The organism is Steroidobacteraceae bacterium (assembly GCA_041395505.1).
Taxonomy (GTDB): domain Bacteria; phylum Pseudomonadota; class Gammaproteobacteria; order Steroidobacterales; family Steroidobacteraceae; genus JAWLAG01.
Genome location: JAWLAG010000001.1, coordinates 2,546,260 through 2,567,044, shown reverse-complemented (window position 1 = coordinate 2,567,044; position 20,785 = coordinate 2,546,260). Strand labels below are relative to the sequence as shown.

Here is a 20,785-nt window from a genome sequence, read left to right as displayed (position 1 = left end):
TGCGCCTAGTGTGCAAGGCGGAGGCAACGCCAAGTTCAAGCGGTCCGCATGATAGATCAGCCCCTCAGTCAGGTGCTGCTGCTGCTGGCGGCAGCCGTATTCGTCGTTGCCCTGGCGCGCCGCCTCGGCTGGCCCGCCATACTCGGCTATCTCGCAGTCGGCATCCTGCTCGGCCCGCACGCGCTCGGGCTGATGAGCGAGAACAATACAACACGGCTGCTTGCCGAACTCGGCGTGGTGTTCCTGTTGTTCACCCTTGGCCTGGAGTTCTCCTGGCCGCGCATGGTTGCAATGCGCCACGAGGTGTTCGGGCTTGGCGCGCTGCAGGTTGCGTTGGCAGCGAGTTTCTTCGCCGGACTTGCGATCTGGTCAGGCGTGCCCTGGTTGGCGGCGATCGTGTTGGGCGGCGCCCTATCGATGAGCTCGACGGCACTGGTCGTTGCGCAGCTGACCGAGCAGGCCGAGCTCAATCGTTCGCACGGGAGGTTCAGCTTCAGCATACTGCTGTTCCAGGACCTGGCGTTCGTGCCATTCCTCGCCATCGCGGCAGTCCTTTCCGGTGCAGCCGAGGATTTCTCGCTTGTTGGCGTATTGCGTGCGCTGCTGACCGGTGGCGCGGCGCTGATCGTGGTGCTGCTCGCAGGGCGCTGGTTGTTGCGACCGTTGCTCTATGAGATTGCGCACAGCCGCTTGCGCGAGCTGTTCACGATGACGGTGATCCTGGTTGTCCTGGCGTCCGCCTGGGCCACGCACCTCGCGGGACTCTCAATGGCCATGGGGGCATTCCTGGCCGGCATGATGCTGGCCGAGACCGAATACCGCCATCAAGTCGACGCTGTCATCAGGCCTTTTCGTGACATTCTGCTCGGCCTTTTCTTCATTTCTGTCGGCATGCTGCTCGATATCGGCCTGGTGCTGCGCCAGTTCTGGCTGGTTATGGCATTGCTTGCGACCTTCATGGCTATTCGCGGGCTGCTTGCAGGCCTTGCAACGCGGCCGTTCACAGACGCGCGCTTCAAGGCGGCGCGAACAGGCATCGTCATGTCGGGCGGCGGCGAGTTCGGCGTGGCATTGCTGACGATACTCATTCAAGGTCACGCGATCGATCGCGGCATCGGTTCGCTGTTGCTGGTCGTCCTCGTCGCCAGCATGATCGCAACGCCGTTCGTTTTGCGGAACAATCGCCGGATTGCGCGTCTCATCATGCGTGAGCAGGGGCCGCCGCCGATTCGTCCGGCCGATCGCGAGACGGCGGCAACCCAGGATCTGGCACGACGCGAACACGTCATACTCTGCGGATTCGGGCGCGTTGGGCAGAATGTTGCGCGCGTGCTCGAGCGGCACGGATTCGAATACGTGGCGCTCGATCTCGATCCGACGCGCATCCGCGCGGCGCGCCAGGCGGGAGATCCCGTGATGTATGGCGATTCGGCCGACGAGGACGTCATCAAGCAGGTGGGGCTCGATACGGCCAATGCGGTTGTCATTACATTTGCCAATCCGGCGACATCACTCGCCATCATAGCTACGGTGCGCGCCATTCGTGCTGACGTGCCGATTCTGGTGCGCACACAGGATGATGCACGACTCACTGATCTGCGCGCGGCCGGCGCGACGGAAGTTGTGCCCGAGACCTTCGAGGCGAGCCTGATGCTCGTATCGCAGGTCTTGATGCTCCTGCATGTACCGGTTGGGCAAGTGGTGCGCACGGTCGGCGACATTCGTAACAACCGTTACGCCGTGCTGCGCAGCATATTTCGTCGCGATGACGCACTGCAGATCGACGAGACTCACGAGCATCGCGAGGAGCTGAAATCCATCGTCCTGCCACCCAAAGCCTGGTCAGTCGGACGGACGCTCGAAGACGTGCGTGGACGCGGCGCCGAAGTTGCCTTCACCGCCGTTCGGCGCAACGGTATCCTGGGCAGGGAGCCGGCGGGGGGCATGCAACTGCGTGAAGGCGACATTGTCGTCGTCTACGGCGAACCCGAAGCACTCGAACACGCCGAAGCCGTGCTGCTCGCTGGTTGAGACCTGCGCCCCGTGCGTGGACGGCACGGGAGAATCGCTAGCCGCCCAGTGCGCCTTCAGCGCGCATCGCGGCGATTTCCGCCGCTGAATAGCCTGCTGCCGCGAGCACGGAATCGGTGTCTGCACCCATCTTCGGTGCCTTCAACCTGAGCTTGGCTGGCTCGTCACGAAACTTGAAGGCGCTGCCCAGATGTTCCCGCCCGTCCTCATCGAGCAGGTGCATCGCCCGTGCCTGGGCCTGGGGGTCATCCATGGCTTCGCGCAGGTTCTTGACCGGAGCGAAGGAAATATCACGCCCTTGAAACCACTCGATCCACTCGGTCTGGGTACGTTGCCTGAATTTCCCGCGCAGAAAGTCGATCAACGGCTTCTGGTGTGCGCCCGGACCTCGCTCGCAAAGCGGGACGAATTCGAGCGCGTCAAATTCGGTGAGGAGATTACGCACGAATTTCAGCTCCTGGGCACCCAGCACGACATGCCGGCCGTCGGCCGTCTCGTAGATGTTGTAGAAGCCACTGCCGCCGAATGTCCGCTCATGCTTGACCACTGGCGGGCGGCGATGTGCAAACACATCGCCCAGCACATTCGCGGTCCAGGCCATCAGCGTGTCGTACATGGCGATATCGAGGTAATCGCCGCGGCCGGTCTTTTCGCGCCGGTAAAGCGCCATGGCAATGGCGGCCAGCGAGGACAGCGATGCGGTCGCGTCGGCCGCCGGAATGTGCGGCATGGTCGGTTTGCCGTCGTTGCCGAGATTGCAGCTCACGAGTCCGGTAAAGGCTTCGACCCCAAGATCATGGGCGGGAAGGTCCCGATACGGTCCGTCCTGGCCAAACGCGGCGATACTGCAGTAGATGATGCGTGGGTTGAGCGCTGCAACGACCTCATAGCCCACGCCCAGCCTGTCGACCACGCCCGGGCGAAATGCCTCGACGAATACGTCTGCCTGCGATGCCAGTCGCAACAAGGCAGCGCGACCGGCCGGGTTCTTGAGGTTGATGCAGACGCTTTTCTTGCCACGATGGGTGTTGCGGAAATAAACCGACGTACCGTCCTGCTCGGCGCCGATATGGCGGTTGGGTTCACCTTCACCGGGAGGTTCGACCTTGATGACCTCTGCGCCATGGTCGGCCATGGCCTGGGTCATCAGCGGGCCGGGCAGGAACAAGGAAAGATCCAGGACCTTGACGCCATCGAGCTTCATGCTCAGATCACCGCGCTTTTTTTCAGTTCCGAGAGTTCGTCGGCGCTGATTCCAATTTCGCCAAGTACGTCCGCAGTGTCGGCACCGAGGGCAGCTGCCGGCGCCATCGGCAGACGTTCGCGGTCGAGCCTGATCGGATTGGCAAGCGCACGAAAATTCGCTCGCTGCGGATGCTGTACTTTGCGCAGCATGCCTATGCGTTCGACAAAAGGATTGTCGAGAGCCTGCGCCATGTCATAGACCGGCGCCGCCGGCAGCAAACCCTGTAGCCTCGACAGCCAGGTGGCGGTCGTTTCACGCGAGAACTCGCGATCAAGGAGTCCAGTCAGCTCGTCTCTGTGCCGCCGCCGCTGCTCGGCTCCGATGAAACGATCATCGGATGCAAGCGCTTCGTTGCCGAGCACGCCGAGCAGCGCCTGCCAGAACTTCTCTGTCATGCACATGATGAAGACCCAGCCGTCGGCGGTGCGAAACAATTGCACGGGCGTCGCAGACGGGTGCGAACTGCGCGGCAGGCGGCCGGTGAGGGTGCCTTCATTGAGGTACCAACTACCGGGATAGGTCAGTTGATGCATTGCAACATCGAACAGACTGACGTCGACGTCGCCACCGCTGCCTGTCTTTTCGGCACCGCGCAGCGCTGCGAGTACCGCGAGAGCCGTGGTGATGCCGGTCATGAAATCGACGATCGACAGGCCCATGCGCGAGGGCGGTGAGCCGGGTTCTCCGGTCAGGCTCAGGTAACCCGCCTCCGCCTGCATCAGATAGTCATAGCCCGGCCAGGCGTAGCGCTCGTTGTCGCGGCCATAGGCCGTGAGATGGGCGCAGACGACGCGCGGATTGGCCGTGCGCAAATCGGCGTAGGTCAGGCCCAGTTTGGCCGGCTGGTCACCGCGAAGGTTGTGCATCACCGCGTCCGCGGTCTTCACCAGCCGCTGGAATATCTCGCGCCCGCGCGATGACTTCAGGTTGAGCGTGACGCTGCGCTTGTTGAAATTGAAGGTTTGAAAGAAGTGGCTGTCATGCGCGCCAAGAAAATGTGGTCCCATGCTGCGAGTTGCGTCGCCGCCCTGCTCGCGACTTTCAATCTTGATGACTTCAGCGCCGAGGTCGGCCAGGTACATCGAACCGAAGGGGCCTGCTCCGAAATTCTCGAGCGTCAAAATGCGTAGGCCCGCGAGCGGACTTTTCATATCGGATTTCGCTCGAGCAGCTGTCGGGCGATGATGATGCGTTGCATTTCGTTCGTGCCTTCGCCGATGCACATCAGCGGCGCATCGCGGTAATAGCGTTCGACATCGAATTCGGTCGAATAGCTGTAGCCACCAAATATTCGCATTGCCTCGAGACTGTTGGTGACGCCCGCCTCGGAGGCGAACAGCTTGGCCATGCCTGCCTCCAGGTCACAGCGTTCGCCGCTGTCGTACTTGCCTGCCGCCTGTTCGATCAGGAGACGGGCCGCCTCCACGCGCGTTGCCATATCCGCGAGTTTCAGTTGTATCGCCTGGTGCTGTGCGATGGGTTTGCCAAAGGTCTGGCGTTCCTGGGCATAGCGCAGTGCATCCCGCAACGCGCCGGCGGCGATGCCGGCGCCACGGGCCGCGACATTGATCCTTCCCAGAGCCAGACCGCTGACGGCGTGATGGAAACCATGTCCTTCCAGGCCGCCGATCAACTGTTGCGACGAAAGAGCGAAGTTGTCGAAAACGAGTTCGGCACTGTCGATGGCCTTGTAGCCGAGTTTGCGCAGCTTCTTGCCAACGCTGAATCCAGTGCCTTTCTCACACAGGAACATGCTCATGCCTTTGTGCCGCGGCATGGCCTGGGGGTTGGTCTTCACGAGCACCGCAAAGCAACTGCCGTAGACGCCGTTGGTAATCCAGGTTTTCGTGCCATTGATCACATAATCGTCGCCGCGACGGGTCGCTGTGCTGCGTATGCCTTGCAGATCGGTGCCCGCATTGGGTTCCGTGAGTCCTATGCCACCGCGCAGTTCGCCGCTCGCGAAACGCGGCAGATAGCGCGCTTTCTGCTCCGCCGTCCCAAAGCGCTCGACGCACGCCGCCATGATGAGGTGCGAGTTGAAGATGCCGACAGGCGCCATCCAAACGGACGCCATCGATGCGACGATGCGCGCATAGGTACTGGCTGACAGGCCGAGGCCACCAAACTCGGTACTGATCGTGGCGCCGAACAGGCCCAGCGATTTCATCTGCTCGACGAGCTCGCTCGGGTACTCGTCGGCGTGGTCGTAGCGCTTGGCGATGGGCTTGACCTCGCGCTCGAGCCAGCGCTCGATGCTGTCCAGAATCTCGCCATCGGCGTCGCTTGCTCGCTCAATTGCCGGATTGCTTGCCACGCGTTCGTCCTCGGGTTAGTAGTCGATTCGGTCTTCGACCGAATGGCCGCGCTTCGCGATGAGCATCACACGGTCGAAGCGGCATACTTCCATCCGGTTCTGGTTGTAGCCGATGGAGCGTACCGACACGATGCCGGCACCCGGACGCGATTTCGACTCGCGTATCTCGAGGACCTCGGACTCTGCATACAGCGTATCGCCCGGGTAAACCGGATGGGGCAAGGAGATCTCCCGCCAGCCAAGATTCGCAATCGCCTTCTGGCTGACATCCGAGACGCTCATGCCAACGATGATCGCCACCGTCAGCGGGCTCGCAACGATGCAACGGCCGAACTCGCTCGCTTTTCCATATTCGTGATCGAAATGCAGTGGGTGCGTATTCATCGTGAGCAGGGTAAACCAGGTATTGTCCGATTCGCTGATCGTCCGGCCGGGGCGGTGCTCGTAGACATCGCCCACGTTGAAGTCTTCGAAATAGCGTCCAAATGACTCGCGAAATCGCTGTTTTCCCAATGATTTACTGGATTGGCTCATGAGTAGGATGCCGCCAGGTAAGCGCCGCGCGGCACCGGCGGAGAAACCGCAGCTTGTACGGACAAATGCTAGGTTGCGACAATAGCCACTGTCAATGCATCCGCCGTAACGCAACCATTGGCCGAGCACATGAGCGAATTGACCTCGAACCAGTCCCGCCAACCGCGCTACCGGGTATTGGCGGATCTCCTGATTGGCGAAATCCGGGCGGGACAGCTCGCAGTTGGGGAGACCATGCCCGGCGAGCACGAACTCGTGCAGCGGTTTTCAGTCTCGCGCCACACGGTGCGTGAGGCTTTGCGCGTGCTGACAGGGCTGGGCCTGATCGACCGGCAGCAGGGTATAGGCACGGTCGTACGCTCGCGCGATTCGACGGTCGGTTACACCCATACGGCTCACGCGCCGAAGGATTTGCTCCAGTATCCGGCCGATAGCCAGCTGCGGGTGGTCAATTCCGGGATGGTCAAGCTCAATCGTCGCCTGGCGAAGTTGATGGGTGCAACGGTGGGTAGCAGCTGGCTGCGGATAGGGAGCTTGCGCACCTTCAAGCTTCAAAAGCGTCCCTTGTGCTGGACCGACATCTATCTCATTCCAGAATATGCCGAAGCGTTGCAGCTGATCGGCAAGCGGCAGATACCCGTGTACGAATTGATCGAAAAACGCTTCGGCGAGAAAATCGAGAGCGTGCACATCGATGTCGAGGCATCGACATTGTCAGGGCAGCTGGCTGCGACGCTCGACGTCCAACCAGGCAGCGCGTCGCTACGCATCGTGCGTCGATACACAGGTAAGTCGAAGCGGGTCTTCGAGGTGTCGGTAGCGGAACATCCCGCGGATCGCTACAGGTTTGCGCTTGAACTCAACCGCGACTGGCGCGCGCAGCGTGCGTGGAACAAAGGGGCCTAGCTGGAACCCCGCCTGCGACGCTCACGATCGATCAGGAGCACGCCACCTACGACGGCGACTACTCCGAACCATTGGCCGGTCGTTATTCGCTCATCGAGCAACAGCCAACCCAGCGCTATGGTGGTCGGCGGACCCACTGCGGACACGACGGCGGCGGCACTCGCGCCGATGCGGCGCACGCCCTCCGCCTGAAGCAACGCCGGGAACACCATGCAGACGACCGATATCAGCAACAGCAATAGCCAGACATCGCCGCCATAGCGCGGTACTGCGGCAAAATGGCCACGGAGCGTCAGATGCGCGCCGAGCGCCAGCGCAGATGCCGACATCGAGTACATCGTAAAACGTACGCTGCCGATCTGGCGGACACAACTCTCTGCGGCAATGTAATAGATCGCATAGGTGGCGGCGGAAAAGAGCACCAGCAAGCCTCCGACCAGGTTCGCCTCGAGGACGTGACTGTGCCAACCGCCGACCGCCAGGAACACGCCGAGGTAGGCGAGAAGGGCCGCCAGCGCTTCGGCCGCCGTCGGCAGACGGCGCCGCAACGCCGCCTGCAGGACAACCACGACCGCAGGATAGGAAAAAATGATCGCGCGCTCGATACTCGCATCGATCATGGTGAGCGCATAGAAATTGGCGAGCGCTCCGAGGTAGTAGCACAGGACCCCGGCGACCGAGGCAGTGATTGCCGCACGGCGCGGCGTCATCATGAGCGATTTGCCGCCATGGCGCGCCGCTGCCAGACCGATGAAGGCGGGCATGGCAATCAAAGCGCGCAACCCCGTGATCGACTCGAAGTCGACGCCGCGCGCAAGCAGCAGTTTTGCGACGATGCCCTTGCAGGCGAACAGCATGGCGCCGAGCATTGCCGCGCCTGCGCCGATCAGCCACCAGCGCCGATCGCTGGTCGCTGGATCAGTCATGGCGCGCTCGCGAGGTCGTGAAATTGCACAAAGTCGGTAATGGCCAGACGCGCTGGTTGGTAGGCGTTTACATGTGCGTCCGCATCCGCATAGCCCATGGACATGCCGCAGACCAGGGCATGTTCCGGGCCCACGCCAAGTTGCGCACGCACGATTTCATGTGCCTGCAGCCACGCCGCCTGCGCACAGGTGGCGAGCCCATGCTCGCGTGCCAGTAGCATGAATTCGCCAAGAAAGATCCCGTAGTCGACCCAGCTGCCGAGCGCAAGCTTCCGGTCGATGAAAAAGAACAGGCCGACTGGTGCTCCGAAGAAACTGAAATTGCGCAATGCGTGCTCGCCGCTCGCGGTGCGATCGCCTTTCTGCACGCCGAGGTGGCCATAAAGGCCCCATCCGCAGTTGCGGCGTCGCGCCAAATAGGGCTCGGGAATCACATCACCGTAGTAATTCCAGTCGCGGCTGCCTTGCGTACCATTGCGCATGGCTTCGCTCGCGCGGGCCGCGAGCGCGTCGCGGGCGGCGCCCGTCACCACGTGCACCTGCCAGGGTTGGATATTGCTGCCGCTCGGCGCAAAGCGGGCTGCATCGAGGATGGCTTCGATAGTGTGCCGCTCTACCGGGCGGGAGAGAAATGCGCGAATCGAACGTCGCGAACGTACTGCATCGCTGACGATCAAGTGACCTCGGCGATGACTTCGTCGGTGCTGGCGACCCGGCCCCAAAGGCGACGAAAGGTCCTGAGGTAGGCATCCTGCATTTCGTCGCTGCAGGTGCCGGTCGCGTCGCTGACGATAACAACGCCGTACTGGCGGTCCGCCGCTTCCATGGCTGTCATGCCGACGCAATTGTTCGTCGATACGCCGACGACCACGATCTCGCTGATGCCCATGCTCTTCAAATGCGCATCGATCGCCGTGGAGCCGAACGCGCCCATGGTCGTCTTGTTCAGTACCAGCTCGCCGGGTTGCGGGGCAAGGGCCGGGACGATCTCGTGCTCGGCCTCGCCGGCGCGATTGTTGGTGGCCACCAGCCAATCCTTGAGATGCACCGGTGCATCGCTGAAATCGCGCAGATTGCTGCCATAGGTAACGTAGATGAGGCGGACTCCTGCTTTGCGAAAGCTTGCCGCGAGGCGGGCGATATTGGGAATGATGACATTCTCGATGCGCGCAAACCGGTACTCGGCATCAGCCAGCTTGCCCTGCGACGCCAGCAATTTGCCGAGGCCGTGCGCACGACTTCCGCTCGCGTTCTGCATGTCGACTATGACCAATGCGGTCGTGTCGCGCGATAGATTCACAGGGCGCGTGTAATCGTCGATGTAGGTTGGCGATGTCGTGCTCATGGTGGCGAATGTAGCCTATCGGGTTGCAGCTCGCACGGCGCATGACAAGCTCTCGAGCGTCGCGGCGAAGCCCGCCATGATACAAACCTCGCCGAGGTTGTCGAGGTGCGCTGCAGCGAGCGGAGGGCTTGCCGAGATGAGCATCAGGATGCCGCCTGCCATCAGCCAGAACGAGCGGCAGCGGCAGGAGACCGCGATGCCGCAGCCGATTACGACGAGGCATACGATGATGGGTACCAGCGGTGGGCCGCCGGCGACGACCAACCAAGGGTCGAAGCAGCTCGTGCCGGCTCGCACTGCACTCGAGTAGCGGATCACGCCTGGTTCGCAGACGGCATGTATTTCGACATTCCAGAAATGTGGCGCCTCGCAAGCCATGAGTGCCAAGGTCAGCAGGCCGAAAGTGCCAGTGAACGGTCGTCCATGGCCGCGCGCAAATCCGCAACGCTGCAGGATTGCGCCGCAGGCCAGCACCAGCCAGCTGCCGAACAGCCAATGGCCCCAGAACCGCGGCCAGGACAGCGCGAGCAGCGTCGGTCCCGGGCCGATCCATGCCCCGGCCGCAATGACCCAATTGTCATAGACAAGAAGGGCCTGCGGCACCATCAGTACCAATGCGGCCGGATCCCGCGATCTGCGAAAATAACGCAACAGCCAGATCAGCAACGCGCACTGCAAGCAGCCGTAGATGACGAATGCGGCGTTCACGGCAATTCTCTGGCAGGGTTTGCGGTGTGGGGTGCAACCGCGAGCAATAGCACGACGCGCGCGATGACCGCCGTGCGTTTGGACAGAACGAGACGCTTGCCACGGTGCGGATCGCGCATGTAGTTTGAGTCGAACTGTGAATCGGGAGTGAAAAGAATGCCTGGACCGCTTGCAGGAGTGCGCGTCGTCGAAATGACCAGCGTGGTGCTGGGGCCATTCGCGAGCCAGATGCTGGCCGACATGGGTGCCGAGGTGATCAAGGTGGAAGCACCGCGCGGCGACAGCAATCGATCGTTGGGCGCTGCGCGTAATCCTGGCATGGCGGCCCTTTACCTCACCTGCAACCGCAACAAGCGCAGCATCGTGCTCGATCTGACCAAGCCCGCCGCGCGTTCAGCATTGCTGGCGCTTATCCGCAATGCCGATGTTTTTTTTCACAACAACCGACCGCAGGTGATGACCAAGCTGGGGCTCACCTACGAGCATATGCGCAAGGAGAATGCACGCATTATCTATTGCGGAGCCTATGGTTATTCGAAACGCGGCCCTTACGGTGCGCTCGGTGCGCTCGATGATTCCATCCAGGCGGTCAGCGGAATCGCGATGCTCAACAAGCTGGTCCTGGGCGAGCCGCGTTACCTGCCAACCGTGGTCGCGGACAAGACGACGGCGCTCACCGCCGTGTACGCGATCATTGCCGCGCTCTACCATCGCGAGCGCAGCGGCCAGGGACAGGAAATCGAAGTGCCGATGTTCGAAACCATGGTGCATTTCGTGATGGCCGAGCACTTGTGGGGCAATGCCTTCGAGCCACCGCTGGGTCCACCCGGCTATACACGGCTCATGAGCGTGCATCGCAAGCCCTACCAGACCAAAGACGGCTATATCGCGATACTGCCGTATCTCGATTCTCACTGGGAGAAATTCTGCCGCCTGACGAATCGCGAAGACCTGTTGGCCGATGCGCGCTTCAAGACGCTCGCGGATCGGGTACGCAATATCGACGACACGTATTCGGAAACGGGGCGCATCATGGCGACGCGCACCACGGCTGAGTGGCTCGAACTGTTCGACAAATCGGGCGTACCGACCATTGTCGTCAATACGCTCGAGGACCTGATCACTGATCCACATCTGCAGGCCGTCGGATTCTGGCAGGAAGCCCAGCATCCGACCGAGGGGCACCTGCGCATGGCGAGCTTCCCGGTCAATTTCGCAGTCACTCCGGCAGCCAACTCGCGTCCCGCACCGCGTCTCGGTGAACATACCCGCGAGGTCCTGGGCGAAGCAGGCCTTGATGCCAAGGCTGTCGAGGAATTGCTCGCAAGCGGAGCTGCGCTCGATGATAGCCAGGTGCGCCTGAGCGGTCCGACCGAAAGTTCTGCCTAGTTGCGCTTGGCTCTTGTCGCGCGCAACCTGGCGGTCGCGTTGCGCGCCGATGCTCAGCCGCGCAGCGCGGTCGCAGCGAAACTGGCCCGGGTCTCCAAAGCGGTGCAGAGTTTTTCCAGCCGCATCGCTTCGGCGGTGTAGGCCTGGTCTGCAAATCGGAAAAGCAGATAGGAATTGGCGCAGACGGCTGCGATGTCGGCAAGCGTCAGCGACTCGCCGGCAACGAATGCGTGACGCGCGAGCTGCGTGTCGAGCCAGGCAATACCGCGTTGAATCTTGTTGCTCTGGCGTTCGACCCAGGCGCTGCTGCGCAACGGCTCGGGTCGCAGCATTTCCATCCGGATGAGAACGGCAGCATCCATGATGCCATCGGCGATCGCCTCGGCTTGTTGAACGGCCATCGATTCTTCGGGTGCGGCGGGCAACAATCGTTCGCCCTGTCCACGCTGGTCGAGCCAGGCGCAAATCAGCGACGAATCGATCAGTGTCTTGCCGTCGTCCCTGACCAGTACCGGGACTTTTCCAAGGGGATTGACCGCTGTGATGTGGGTCGCGTGACCGAGTGGCGGATCTTCAATGATCTCGAGCGGCAACTGGTGCTCCGCCGCGACGATACGCACTTTGCGCACGAATGGACTGCTGTAGGTGCCAATCAGCTTCATGAAGCGAGTCCGTACACGCGCATCGCGTTGTCACGCATGAATTTCCTGTAGGCCGCTGGCCGAATGCCAAGTGCATCGATCTCGCTGCGCGTGCGTTCGAAACCGAGCACCGGGAAATCTGTTCCGAACATGACCTTGTCCTGGCCATAGGTGTTGATGTAGTTGATGAAGCTGGCAGGCCAGTACTTCGGGCTGTGCGCATCGGATCCGATGTAAACATTCGGGTGCTTCCAGGCCATCGCGATCATCTCGTCCGTCCAGGGGATACCGACGTGAATGCCAACCAGCTTCAGTTCCGGGAAATCACAGGCAATGCCATCGAGCAGTATCGGCCGGCCGACGCTGCGCAGCGGTTGCTCCTTCGCGTAGACCATGGACTGCCCGACCTGCATCTGGATCGGGATGTCGAGTTCGCAGCACTTGGCGTAGAACGGGTAGTAGCGCGCGTGGTCGGGCGGCAGATCAAACCAGTGCGGGTAGACATGCGCGCCGACGAAACCCAGATCCTTCACGGCGCGCTCGAGTGCACGTACGCCGCGCATACCTTCGTAGGGATCGATACCCGCCATGGCAGAGAATCGCTGCGGATATTGTTCGACTGCCCTCGCGACGACTTCGTAGGGCAGATGAAACGAACCGGGCAGTCCCTGCCGCCCAGCCTTCGGAGCAAACAGCAGCGCACGTTCAATTCCTGCTGCATCCATCTGACGCAGCATGTCGGTGAGCGACACGCCCTGCATATCGGTCTTTGATTTCATCTTGCCGGCGAAAAATTCTTCCTGCCAGCCTGGGCGATGAGACAGGGCCTCTGGCGTCCAGATGCCGCTCACGATGTCGATGGCCGCCACTTCGCCAACCAGTGCGTTCTCGCTCAAGGGATCATCTCCTGCACCACCCGGCCTGCGCCGCAGCTGCTGTTGCAATAATACAACATCCATGAAAACAACGAAATGTACGGACAATCAAGGCCTTGGCTATTTTTCATACCCTATTAGGCGGCGCAGGGGCGATCATCGGCAAAATTGAAGAGTCGGCTGCCCACCTGTCGGCGCCGAAATCCCATGGTTGCTCGGAAACCACCATGCTAGGATCGGCCGTCGCGTTTCGATCCGATCCTACCTAAATGACGTCCAGGGGAGCTGCAACATCATGAATTCCGTCCCGAATTCACTCAGGAAGGTCTTGTGCATTTCGTTGGGCCTGGGTTTGTCCGGCATGGCTTCTGCGCCTGCATGGTCGCAGGGCGCCAATGCCAACGACGATTTGCAGGAAGTCGTCATCACCACAGCGCGTCAACGCGAGGAAGCCTTGCAGGACGTACCGGCAACCATCACCGCGATCACCGCCGATACGCTGGAAGCAGCGTCGGTCGAACGTGCCGGCGATTTCGTACGCCTCACGCCGGGCGTATCGCTCGTGCAGACCGCCGAAGTTGCCGATGCCCAGGTCAATATCCGCGGCATCAATGGCGCGCGCGATGCCGAGAACAGCTTTGCCTTGATCATCGACGGCGTGTTGCAGACCAATCCCGCCGCCTTCAACCGCGAATACGCCGATCTCAAGCAGATCGAAATCGTGAAAGGCCCGCAGGGTGCCATCTACGGTCGCAATGCGGCGGCAGGCGCCATCATCGTCACGACGACCAAGCCCACGGACGAATTTACCGGCGACTTCAAGGTCGGCTACGGAGAGGACAACACGCTGACCGGTTCGGCCGTGCTGTCCGGGCCCATGTCCGATCGCGCCGGCTGGAAAGTCGCTGCGGACTATCGCAAGACGGACGGATTCTTCCGCAACAGTTTCCTTGGCCGTGACGATGCGGTCGATTACTTCAAGGGTTGGAATATCACGGGCCGGTTCCTCTTCGAACCCACCGAGAGCTCGACGCTCGATATCAAGGCGCATGCTGGCGACGTCGAGGCCGCATCGATCTCGTTCAATGCCGACTTCCTGGTGCCGGGACTGGTGTTCTCGGGGCTGCCCAATGCGCAGCTCTTCGACGAAGACGTCAATACGCACGACTTCAACTTTGTAAACAACGTCTTCCCATACAACAACCAGGAGTCGAAGGATCTGTCGGTCAAGTACGACGCCGACCTGTCATTCGGCAAGCTGACCCTGTGGGCGCTCTATAGCGACATTCAGAACGATTTTGGCTCGGATGGTACCAGCGCCTCCTACGGCTTCTTCAACGCGGACCCGAATTGCCAGCAGTCTGCGGCCGACGTGTTCAATGCCGGGTTTGCGCTGCCGCCACCCCAGATCATTTTCTTCGCTGCACCCAATACCGTTCCGGCGGCCATATTCGGACCTTATACCCCGACCCGCTGCGACGGAACGCAATACCAGGTTCGCAACCAAAAGGACTACAGCTTCGAGGCACGCATTGCGTCGTCGGGCGATCAGCGCCTGCGCTGGCTGGCGGGCGTCTACTACCTCAACATCGATCGCGAAGTCGGCATCAGCACCGGCATCGACAGCGGGGTCGGTGTCGTGCCGACGTTGTTCATTCCGGCCGGGCAGCCGAATTCGACCGAACAGCTCGTATGGGACAACTTCAAGAGCGATATCTACGCGGCCTTCGGCAGTATTTCCTATGACCTGACCGATACGCTCGAGCTTGCGGTGGCCGCGCGTTACGATACAGAGGAGCGCAAGGTCCATAACCTGGTACCGACTGCTGCCCGCACGATTTACTTCGACTACGACCCGTTCGATAACGCCTTCGTCGGCAATGCGCCCTTGAACCCTGCGCTCAATCCGACAATCAATCCGTCCGGCGTCATCAACGATCGCAGCCGCACGTTCTCGCAGTTCGAGCCGAAGGTTTCGCTCACCTGGGAGGCATCGTCTGAGTGGACTTTCTATGGCAACTGGGGCGTCGGCTTCAAAAGCGGTGGTTTCAACAACGGTGGGTCGGCTGCGACAGTTGACCTGTTCATCAACTGTTTCACGGGCCGCGGACCGAATGGCGAACTCAACAACTGCTCGGCGGCAAGCCCCGTGCCGCAGTATCGCAGCGTGATCGTGCGTGACGATTACGACAAGGAAAAATCGAGCGCCGCTGAGCTCGGCTTCAAGGCGCAGTTGCTCGACCGCCGCCTGTCGCTCGAGACGTCTTTGTTCTACACCCAGGTCGATGACATGCAGTTCTTCGAATTCCTGGTCGGGCAGTTCGGCCTGTTGCGCGTTGTGAACAACATCGACAAGGTCGACATCCAGGGCATTGAAGTCGGCGCGAGTTTCCGCGTCAATCACATGCTCAGCCTTGTCGGTGGCTACAGCCGGGTGCAGAGCGAGATCAAGCAAAATACGTCGCGTCCTGCGTCAGTGGGCAATGAGTCTCCCTACACGCCCGGCTATACGGCCACGCTGGGTGCGGAGTTCAATGCACCAATAGGTTCGGGCGACTGGGAATTCAAGGCGAGCGCCTACTGGAACCAGGTGGGTCCCACCTGGTTCCACGTGATCCAGGCGCAGGACAACCAAACGGTGGCATTTGGTACGGCCAACTTCACCAATGGCGAGCGCGACCGGTTCTCGACGGTCGATGCTCGACTGGCACTGACCTCACGCAACTGGTCTTTCGCGCTCATTGGCAAGAACATCACCGACGAGAAATTCCTGCAGGAAGTAATTCCTGCGCCGGAATTCGGTGGCGCCTTCATCCACCCGGGTGCCGAGCGGCGCCTGTCGGTTGAGGTCGGCTACAAGTTCTAGCCGCGAACGACCCCCGAGTCAGGAAACGCCGGCCTCGCGCCGGCGTTTTCTTTGTAGAATCGCGATCGCGATGAACCGCGAGCAGATCCAGTTCCCGCCCCAGCATGCGGCCTTGCGCGACGATGTGCACCTGCTCGGCGGCATGGTCGGCGAAATCGTCCGCGAGCAGGGTGGCGATGCGCTTTTCGCGCTGGTCGAAGGCGACCGTCGCACCGCCATTCGCCGTCGTGGCGGTGATTCCAATGCGGCGGTGGACCTTGCCGTTCGGGTCAAAGCACGGCCGCCTACCGAGGCGCGCGACCTCGTGCGCGCGTTTTCGTTGTGGTTTCAGGCCGTCAACCTTGCGGAAAAGGTTCATAGAATCCGCCGCCGCCGCGAGTATTTTCTTGCCGACACCACCCGTCCCCAGCCCGGTGGCGTGCAGGCGGCGTTCGAGAAGCTCAAGCGCGCAGGACTCGATTTCGACGCGGTGCTGGCGCTGCTGCGCCGGCTGCGCATCGAGCCCGTGTTTGCAGCGCACCCTACCGAATCCACACGACGTACTGTGCTGCGCCGCCAGTTGCGGGTGGCGCAGCTGTTGTTCGATCGCATCGATCCGACACTCACGCCGCCCGAGGAGCACACGCTGTGTGAACAGATACGCAGTGAGCTCACGACGGCCTGGCAGACCGAGGAGTATCCACGCGAGCGGCTCATGGTCGCCGATGAGCGCGAGCACGTGCTCTTCTACCTGGTCGAGGTGCTTTACCGAATCGTCCCGGGATTCTATGAAGAAATCGCGACGGCGATGCAGCGCACTTTTGCCCGCGAGGTCGACGCGCTTGATCTGCCCTCGATATTGTCTTTCGGCACCTGGGTGGGCGGCGACATGGACGGCAATCCGGACGTCAACGCCAAGACGATACGCGAAACCCTGGCTCGCCAGAAGCGCGTCGTCATCAACGCCTATTTCGGTGAGTGCCAGGCACTGGCAGAAAAACTCTCGCAGAGCGCAGGCCGCGTCGGCGTGTCCGCCGACCTTGCGCAGCGACTCGACGAGTATTCGCGATTGTTTCCGGCGGCGCGTTCAGCGGTGCCGGCGCGGCATGACCGCATGCCCTATCGCGCGTGGTTCCTGCAGGTCGCTGAGCGGCTGCGGCGCACGTACGACGGCGCATCCAATGCCTACGAAAGCGCCGATCAGTTCAGGATCGACATCAACCTGGCTGCTGCGAGCCTCAAGGACAACCGCGGCACCCATGCCGGCTATTTTGCGGTGAGCCGGTTGCTGCGCCGAATCGATACTTTTGGGTTTCACCTGGCGACGCTCGATGTACGCCAGCACAGCGACGTGCACCACGCGGTGCTGGCCAATGGCCTCGCCCTGAGCGACTGGCAGTCCTCGCCGACAGCCAGGCGCCACGACTATCTGGTGGATGCCATCGAACGCGATCTCGGGCCGCGCGTTGAACTTTCGGCGCTCGGGCGGCGCACGCTCGCTGTGTTCGACGCCATGTTGATGGCGCGCAAACAATATGGCGAGGCTGCGGTCGGCTACTACATTGTGAGTGGCGCGCGGCATGCGGACGACGTTCTGGCACCGCTCCTGTTGGCGCGCTGGGCGGAGGCCTACGATCGCGGCAGCGGCCAGGTGCCCATCGACATCGCACCGCTGTTCGAGTCCATCGACAGCCTCGAGGGCTGCGGCGAGACGATCGGCATCCTGCTCGCCGATCGCGTCTATCGCGCCCACCTGGCTGCCCGCGATCGCACGCAGTGTGCACTGGTCGGTTACTCGGACAGCAATAAGGAAGCCGGCATCTGCGCGTCGCGCTTCGCAGTACTTCGGGCACAGCAGACGCTCGCGTCGCGGCTGCACATGGCGCAGGACGAGCTCGTGGTCTTCCATGCGCGCGGCGGCAGCATAGCGCGGGGAGGTGATCGCATCGACGAGCTGGTACGGTCCGTGCCGACCGAAGCGGTCGGTGGTGTCCTGCGTTTCACCGAGCAGGGCGAAATCGTCAACCAGAACTATGGCCTCCGGCCGATTGCGCTGCGCACCATGGAGCGGGCGTTTCACTCGCTGGCCGAATCGCTCGCCGGCAGGGAAACCGCCGCGGCTGCGAATGCCGAGGCCAAACGGCAGGAAATGGCCCAGCACCTCGCGCGCACTTCGGCCGTTTTCTATCGCGGGCAAGTCCACGCCAACAAGGACTTCCAGGCGTTCTTTGAACAGGCGACACCTATCGATGTCATCGAGCGCATGCAGATCGGCTCGCGACTTGCCCGGCGGGAACAGGTGGCCGGCCTTGCGGGCCTGCGTGCCGTACCCTGGGTGTTTGCCTGGTCGCAGCCGCGTTACATGTTGCCCGGATGGTTCGCTGCCGGCACTGGGCTCAAGGCCCTGCTCGAGGCGACAGGCATCGAGCGACTGCGCGAGACGTACGCGTCCTGGCCCTTCTTCCACAACATGGTGGACGACGTGGAAATCATGCTCGCGCGCGCGGATCTTGCCATTGCCGAGCAGTACCTGCCGCTGGTTTCGAAGACCCTGCGGTCGCAGCACGAGATCATCAAACGTGAGTTCGATCTCGCACGACTGATGATCTTGCAGATCAAGGATTGTGCCGAGCTGCTCGATTCCGACCAGACCCAGCAGCGTGCAGTGCAACTTCGCAATCCCTATGTCGATCCGATGAATCTGATGCAGGTTGACCTGTTGCAGCGGTGGCGCGAAAGTGATCGCCAGGACCGCGATTTGTTCGCGGCCTTGCTGGCGAGCATCAGCGGCATTGCGCAGGGCCTGCAAACCACTGGCTGATAGACGACAGGCGAGGCGATCACATGCAGCGACGGCAATTCATCAAGGTGGCGGCCAGCGCGAGCGGCGGGATGCTGGTCAGTTGTTCGTTGCCGCTACCCGGGCTACCTGATACGCCGCCGGAAGTTGCTGCCCCACAACGTATCGACTTCAACGCCTACTTGCAGATCGAGACCGATGGTACCGTTCATATCACCTGTCCGCAGTCCGAACTCGGTCAGGGTGTCCTCGACGGTCTGCCGCGGCTGGTCGCCGAGGAGCTCGATGCCGACTGGGCGAGCGTGCATGTCCACCTGCCCCAGGCCGACGATGCATTGCGCAGCCCCGTAACCAAACGCCAGCGCACGGCTGCGAGTCAATCGGTGCAGAGTTACTTCGATGTGATGCGCCAGATGGGTGCCACCGCGCGCCTGCAACTCGTCAGTGAGGCTGCCGCGCGTTGGGGTATCACGGTTGACGCCTGCCGGACCGAAGCGTCCCAGGTCATCGATGAGGCGACCGGGAGAAAGTTCGGCTATGGCGAGCTTTGCACGGCGGCCGCACTGCGTAGCGCAGGCACGCCGGTATTGAAAGACAGGTCGCAATATCGCCTGCTCGGAACGCGTCAGCCGCGCAAGGATACGCCGGGCAAATGCGACGGTTCGGCCGAGTTCGGTCTCGACCTGCAACTGCCGGGCTTGCGTTATGCGGTGGTCAGGCGTTCGACCGCGGTGGCAGCCACCGTGAAGGATTACGACAAGGAGGCAGCCCTGGCGCTGCCAGGCGTCGAAGCGCTGGTTGCGCTTCGCGAGGGCGTGGCAGTCATAGCCGATTCGACCTACCGCGCGATGCGCGCTGCAGCAGCATTGCGGATCGAATTCGACGAGAGTGCGAGTGCCATGGTCGACAGCGACGCCTGGACGGACGAAGTGCGCCGGGCGCTCGACGATCAGTCGCGTGCCAGGCCCGGAAGGCAGATCTTCAGCCCGCGCGCCTACGATGTCGAACGGACGCGGCAGATTTTCGACAAAGCATCGCGCCGCCTCAGCTATGAGTATTCAGTGCCGTTCCTGGCGCATGCGGCGATGGAGCCACTCAACGCCACCGTCCTGGTCGGCGATGGCAAGGTGGAGATCTGGGCGCCGACGCAGCAGCCCGACCGGCTGCGCGATCTGGCCGCGACGATGTGCGATGTCGACGTGGCCAATGTGCGCGTCAACGTGTTGCTCGCGGGCGGAGGATTCGGCCGCAAGCACGACCTCGACTTCACGCGTCAAGCGATCGAGATTGCCCTGGCACGACCGGGCACGCCCATCAAGCTGACCTGGACCCGCGAGCAGGATTTCCAGCACGACCGCTATCGACCAGGCTACGGTGCGCGCTTCGAGGTGGCTCTGGATTCGCGCAACAAGGTGACCAGTCTGCGCGCGCGCAGCGCAGGCATCGACGTGTGGAAGTCGATCTACGGTACGCCATTCAAAGGCATGGCAGATCCGATCTCCGTGACCCTGCTGATCAATGACATGTACGATCTCCCGGACAGCTACAGCGATTTCGTCGCCGTCGACTGGCCGGTGCCCGTCGGTACCTGGCGGTCGGTGTCGAGTTCGATGAATTGCTTTTTCTTCGAAAGCGCGCTCGATGAACTGGCGTTGGATCTCGGCAAGGATCCGCTGCAGTTGCGACTCGATTGGCTCGCGCAGCAGCCCCGCGCGCAGCGGGTGCTTCAGCTGGTGGCCGACAGGGCCGGCTGGTCGCAGACACTGCCCGCCGGTCAGGGACGGGGCATTGCATTCTCGCCAGGCTTCGGCAGCTTTTGCGCTGCCGCAATTCGTGTTGGAGTCGCGGGCAACCGGCTCTCGATCGCCGAAGTGCATCTTGCGATTGACTGCGGCCTTGCACTCGACCCAGGGACGGTCGAAGCACAGCTCGAAGGCGGCGCGGTGTTTGGGCTCACGGCGGCGATCGATGGCGAGATTCTCTTCTCGCAGGGGCGCTCCCGAGCGAGCAATTTCAATCTTGCGCCGATCATGCGCATGGCACAGCTGCCACCGATCAATGTGCACATCGTTCCGGGTGAGGCTGGACCTGGCGGTGTCGGCGAAGCGGGTGTACCGCCGGTGGCTCCGGCGCTCGCCAATGCCATTGCCGCTGCTGGCGGCAAGCGGCCACGCAGCCTGCCGGTGGCATCCGCCGGTTATCGATTCGTCTAGGGTCAGCCG

The 20,785-nt window shown here is 62.0% G+C and carries 16 protein-coding genes; 6 read left to right on the top strand and 10 right to left on the bottom strand.

The annotated features are described in order from the left end of the window. Positions 1 to 48 precede the first annotated feature (48 nt). The gene (locus R3E77_11980; GenBank protein MEZ5500131.1) at positions 49 to 2,031 is read left to right on the top strand and encodes a cation:proton antiporter; all 1,983 of its coding nucleotides are present in this window, start codon (positions 49 to 51) and stop codon (positions 2,029 to 2,031) included. 37 nt (positions 2,032 to 2,068) lie between these two features. On the opposite strand, the gene R3E77_11975 is transcribed toward R3E77_11980, so the two are convergent. From R3E77_11975 to R3E77_11960, 4 genes are read right to left on the bottom strand one after another with little or no spacing between them, the layout of a single operon-like run. Then, entirely contained in the window at positions 2,069 to 3,235 is a 1,167-nt protein-coding gene (locus tag R3E77_11975; protein ID MEZ5500130.1) for a CaiB/BaiF CoA-transferase family protein, read from the bottom strand. A 2-nt stretch (positions 3,236 to 3,237) separates the two neighbouring features. Then, a complete protein-coding gene (locus tag R3E77_11970; protein MEZ5500129.1) occupies positions 3,238 to 4,428 on the bottom strand; it encodes a CoA transferase in 1,191 nt (396 codons plus the stop codon). Then, positions 4,425 to 5,594, bottom strand: a complete 1,170-nt coding sequence (locus tag R3E77_11965) for an acyl-CoA dehydrogenase family protein (protein ID MEZ5500128.1) — start codon at positions 5,592 to 5,594, stop codon at positions 4,425 to 4,427. Before R3E77_11965 ends, R3E77_11970 begins: the two co-directional genes overlap by 4 nt. A gap of 15 nt (positions 5,595 to 5,609) precedes the next feature. Then, on the bottom strand, positions 5,610 to 6,128 hold the full coding sequence (locus R3E77_11960; GenBank protein MEZ5500127.1) for a MaoC family dehydratase: 519 nt from the start codon (positions 6,126 to 6,128) through the stop codon (positions 5,610 to 5,612). A 129-nt stretch (positions 6,129 to 6,257) separates the two neighbouring features. Here R3E77_11960 and R3E77_11955 point away from each other — a divergent pair, with 129 nt between their 5' ends. After that, complete coding sequence (locus tag R3E77_11955; protein ID MEZ5500126.1) at positions 6,258 to 7,034, top strand: GntR family transcriptional regulator; 777 nt, start codon at positions 6,258 to 6,260, stop codon at positions 7,032 to 7,034. Here R3E77_11955 and R3E77_11950 read toward each other — a convergent pair. The 4 genes from R3E77_11950 to R3E77_11935 are packed head-to-tail and all read right to left on the bottom strand — an operon-like array spanning position 7,031 to position 10,013. Beyond that, positions 7,031 to 7,960: a DMT family transporter gene (locus R3E77_11950; protein MEZ5500125.1), complete on the bottom strand. Its 930-nt coding sequence runs from the start codon at positions 7,958 to 7,960 to the stop codon at positions 7,031 to 7,033. The two genes, R3E77_11955 and R3E77_11950, sit on opposite strands and share 4 nt — an antisense overlap. Continuing rightward, on the bottom strand, positions 7,957 to 8,637 hold the full coding sequence (locus R3E77_11945) for a nitroreductase (GenBank protein MEZ5500124.1): 681 nt from the start codon (positions 8,635 to 8,637) through the stop codon (positions 7,957 to 7,959). Before R3E77_11945 ends, R3E77_11950 begins: the two co-directional genes overlap by 4 nt. Then, positions 8,634 to 9,305 (bottom strand): isochorismatase family cysteine hydrolase, encoded by a 672-nt coding sequence (locus R3E77_11940; protein MEZ5500123.1) that lies wholly within the window; start codon positions 9,303 to 9,305, stop codon positions 8,634 to 8,636. Before R3E77_11940 ends, R3E77_11945 begins: the two co-directional genes overlap by 4 nt. 15 nt (positions 9,306 to 9,320) lie before the next feature. After that, positions 9,321 to 10,013, bottom strand: coding sequence for a hypothetical protein (locus R3E77_11935; GenBank protein ID MEZ5500122.1), 693 nt, complete (start codon positions 10,011 to 10,013; stop codon positions 9,321 to 9,323). A gap of 156 nt (positions 10,014 to 10,169) precedes the next feature. Here R3E77_11935 and R3E77_11930 point away from each other — a divergent pair, with 156 nt between their 5' ends. Beyond that, positions 10,170 to 11,402 carry a CoA transferase gene (locus R3E77_11930; GenBank protein MEZ5500121.1) on the top strand — a complete coding sequence of 411 codons (1,233 nt, stop codon included), beginning with the start codon at positions 10,170 to 10,172 and terminating at the stop codon, positions 11,400 to 11,402. A gap of 53 nt (positions 11,403 to 11,455) precedes the next feature. Here R3E77_11930 and R3E77_11925 read toward each other — a convergent pair whose 3' ends face one another. Beyond that, on the bottom strand, positions 11,456 to 12,064 hold the full coding sequence (locus R3E77_11925; protein MEZ5500120.1) for a glutathione S-transferase N-terminal domain-containing protein: 609 nt from the start codon (positions 12,062 to 12,064) through the stop codon (positions 11,456 to 11,458). Then, on the bottom strand, positions 12,061 to 12,939 hold the full coding sequence (locus R3E77_11920; protein MEZ5500119.1) for an amidohydrolase family protein: 879 nt from the start codon (positions 12,937 to 12,939) through the stop codon (positions 12,061 to 12,063). Before R3E77_11920 ends, R3E77_11925 begins: the two co-directional genes overlap by 4 nt. Before the next feature lie 274 nt (positions 12,940 to 13,213). Here R3E77_11920 and R3E77_11915 point away from each other — a divergent pair, with 274 nt between their 5' ends. The 3 genes from R3E77_11915 (at position 13,214) to R3E77_11905 (ending at position 20,776) form a co-directional block, all read left to right on the top strand. Then, positions 13,214 to 15,784, top strand: coding sequence for a TonB-dependent receptor (locus tag R3E77_11915; protein MEZ5500118.1), 2,571 nt, complete (start codon positions 13,214 to 13,216; stop codon positions 15,782 to 15,784). A gap of 70 nt (positions 15,785 to 15,854) precedes the next feature. Next, positions 15,855 to 18,584: a phosphoenolpyruvate carboxylase gene (locus tag R3E77_11910; GenBank protein MEZ5500117.1), complete on the top strand. Its 2,730-nt coding sequence runs from the start codon at positions 15,855 to 15,857 to the stop codon at positions 18,582 to 18,584. 23 nt (positions 18,585 to 18,607) lie between these two features. Beyond that, a complete protein-coding gene (locus R3E77_11905) occupies positions 18,608 to 20,776 on the top strand; it encodes a molybdopterin cofactor-binding domain-containing protein (GenBank protein ID MEZ5500116.1) in 2,169 nt (722 codons plus the stop codon). Positions 20,777 to 20,785: the final 9 nt, after the last annotated feature.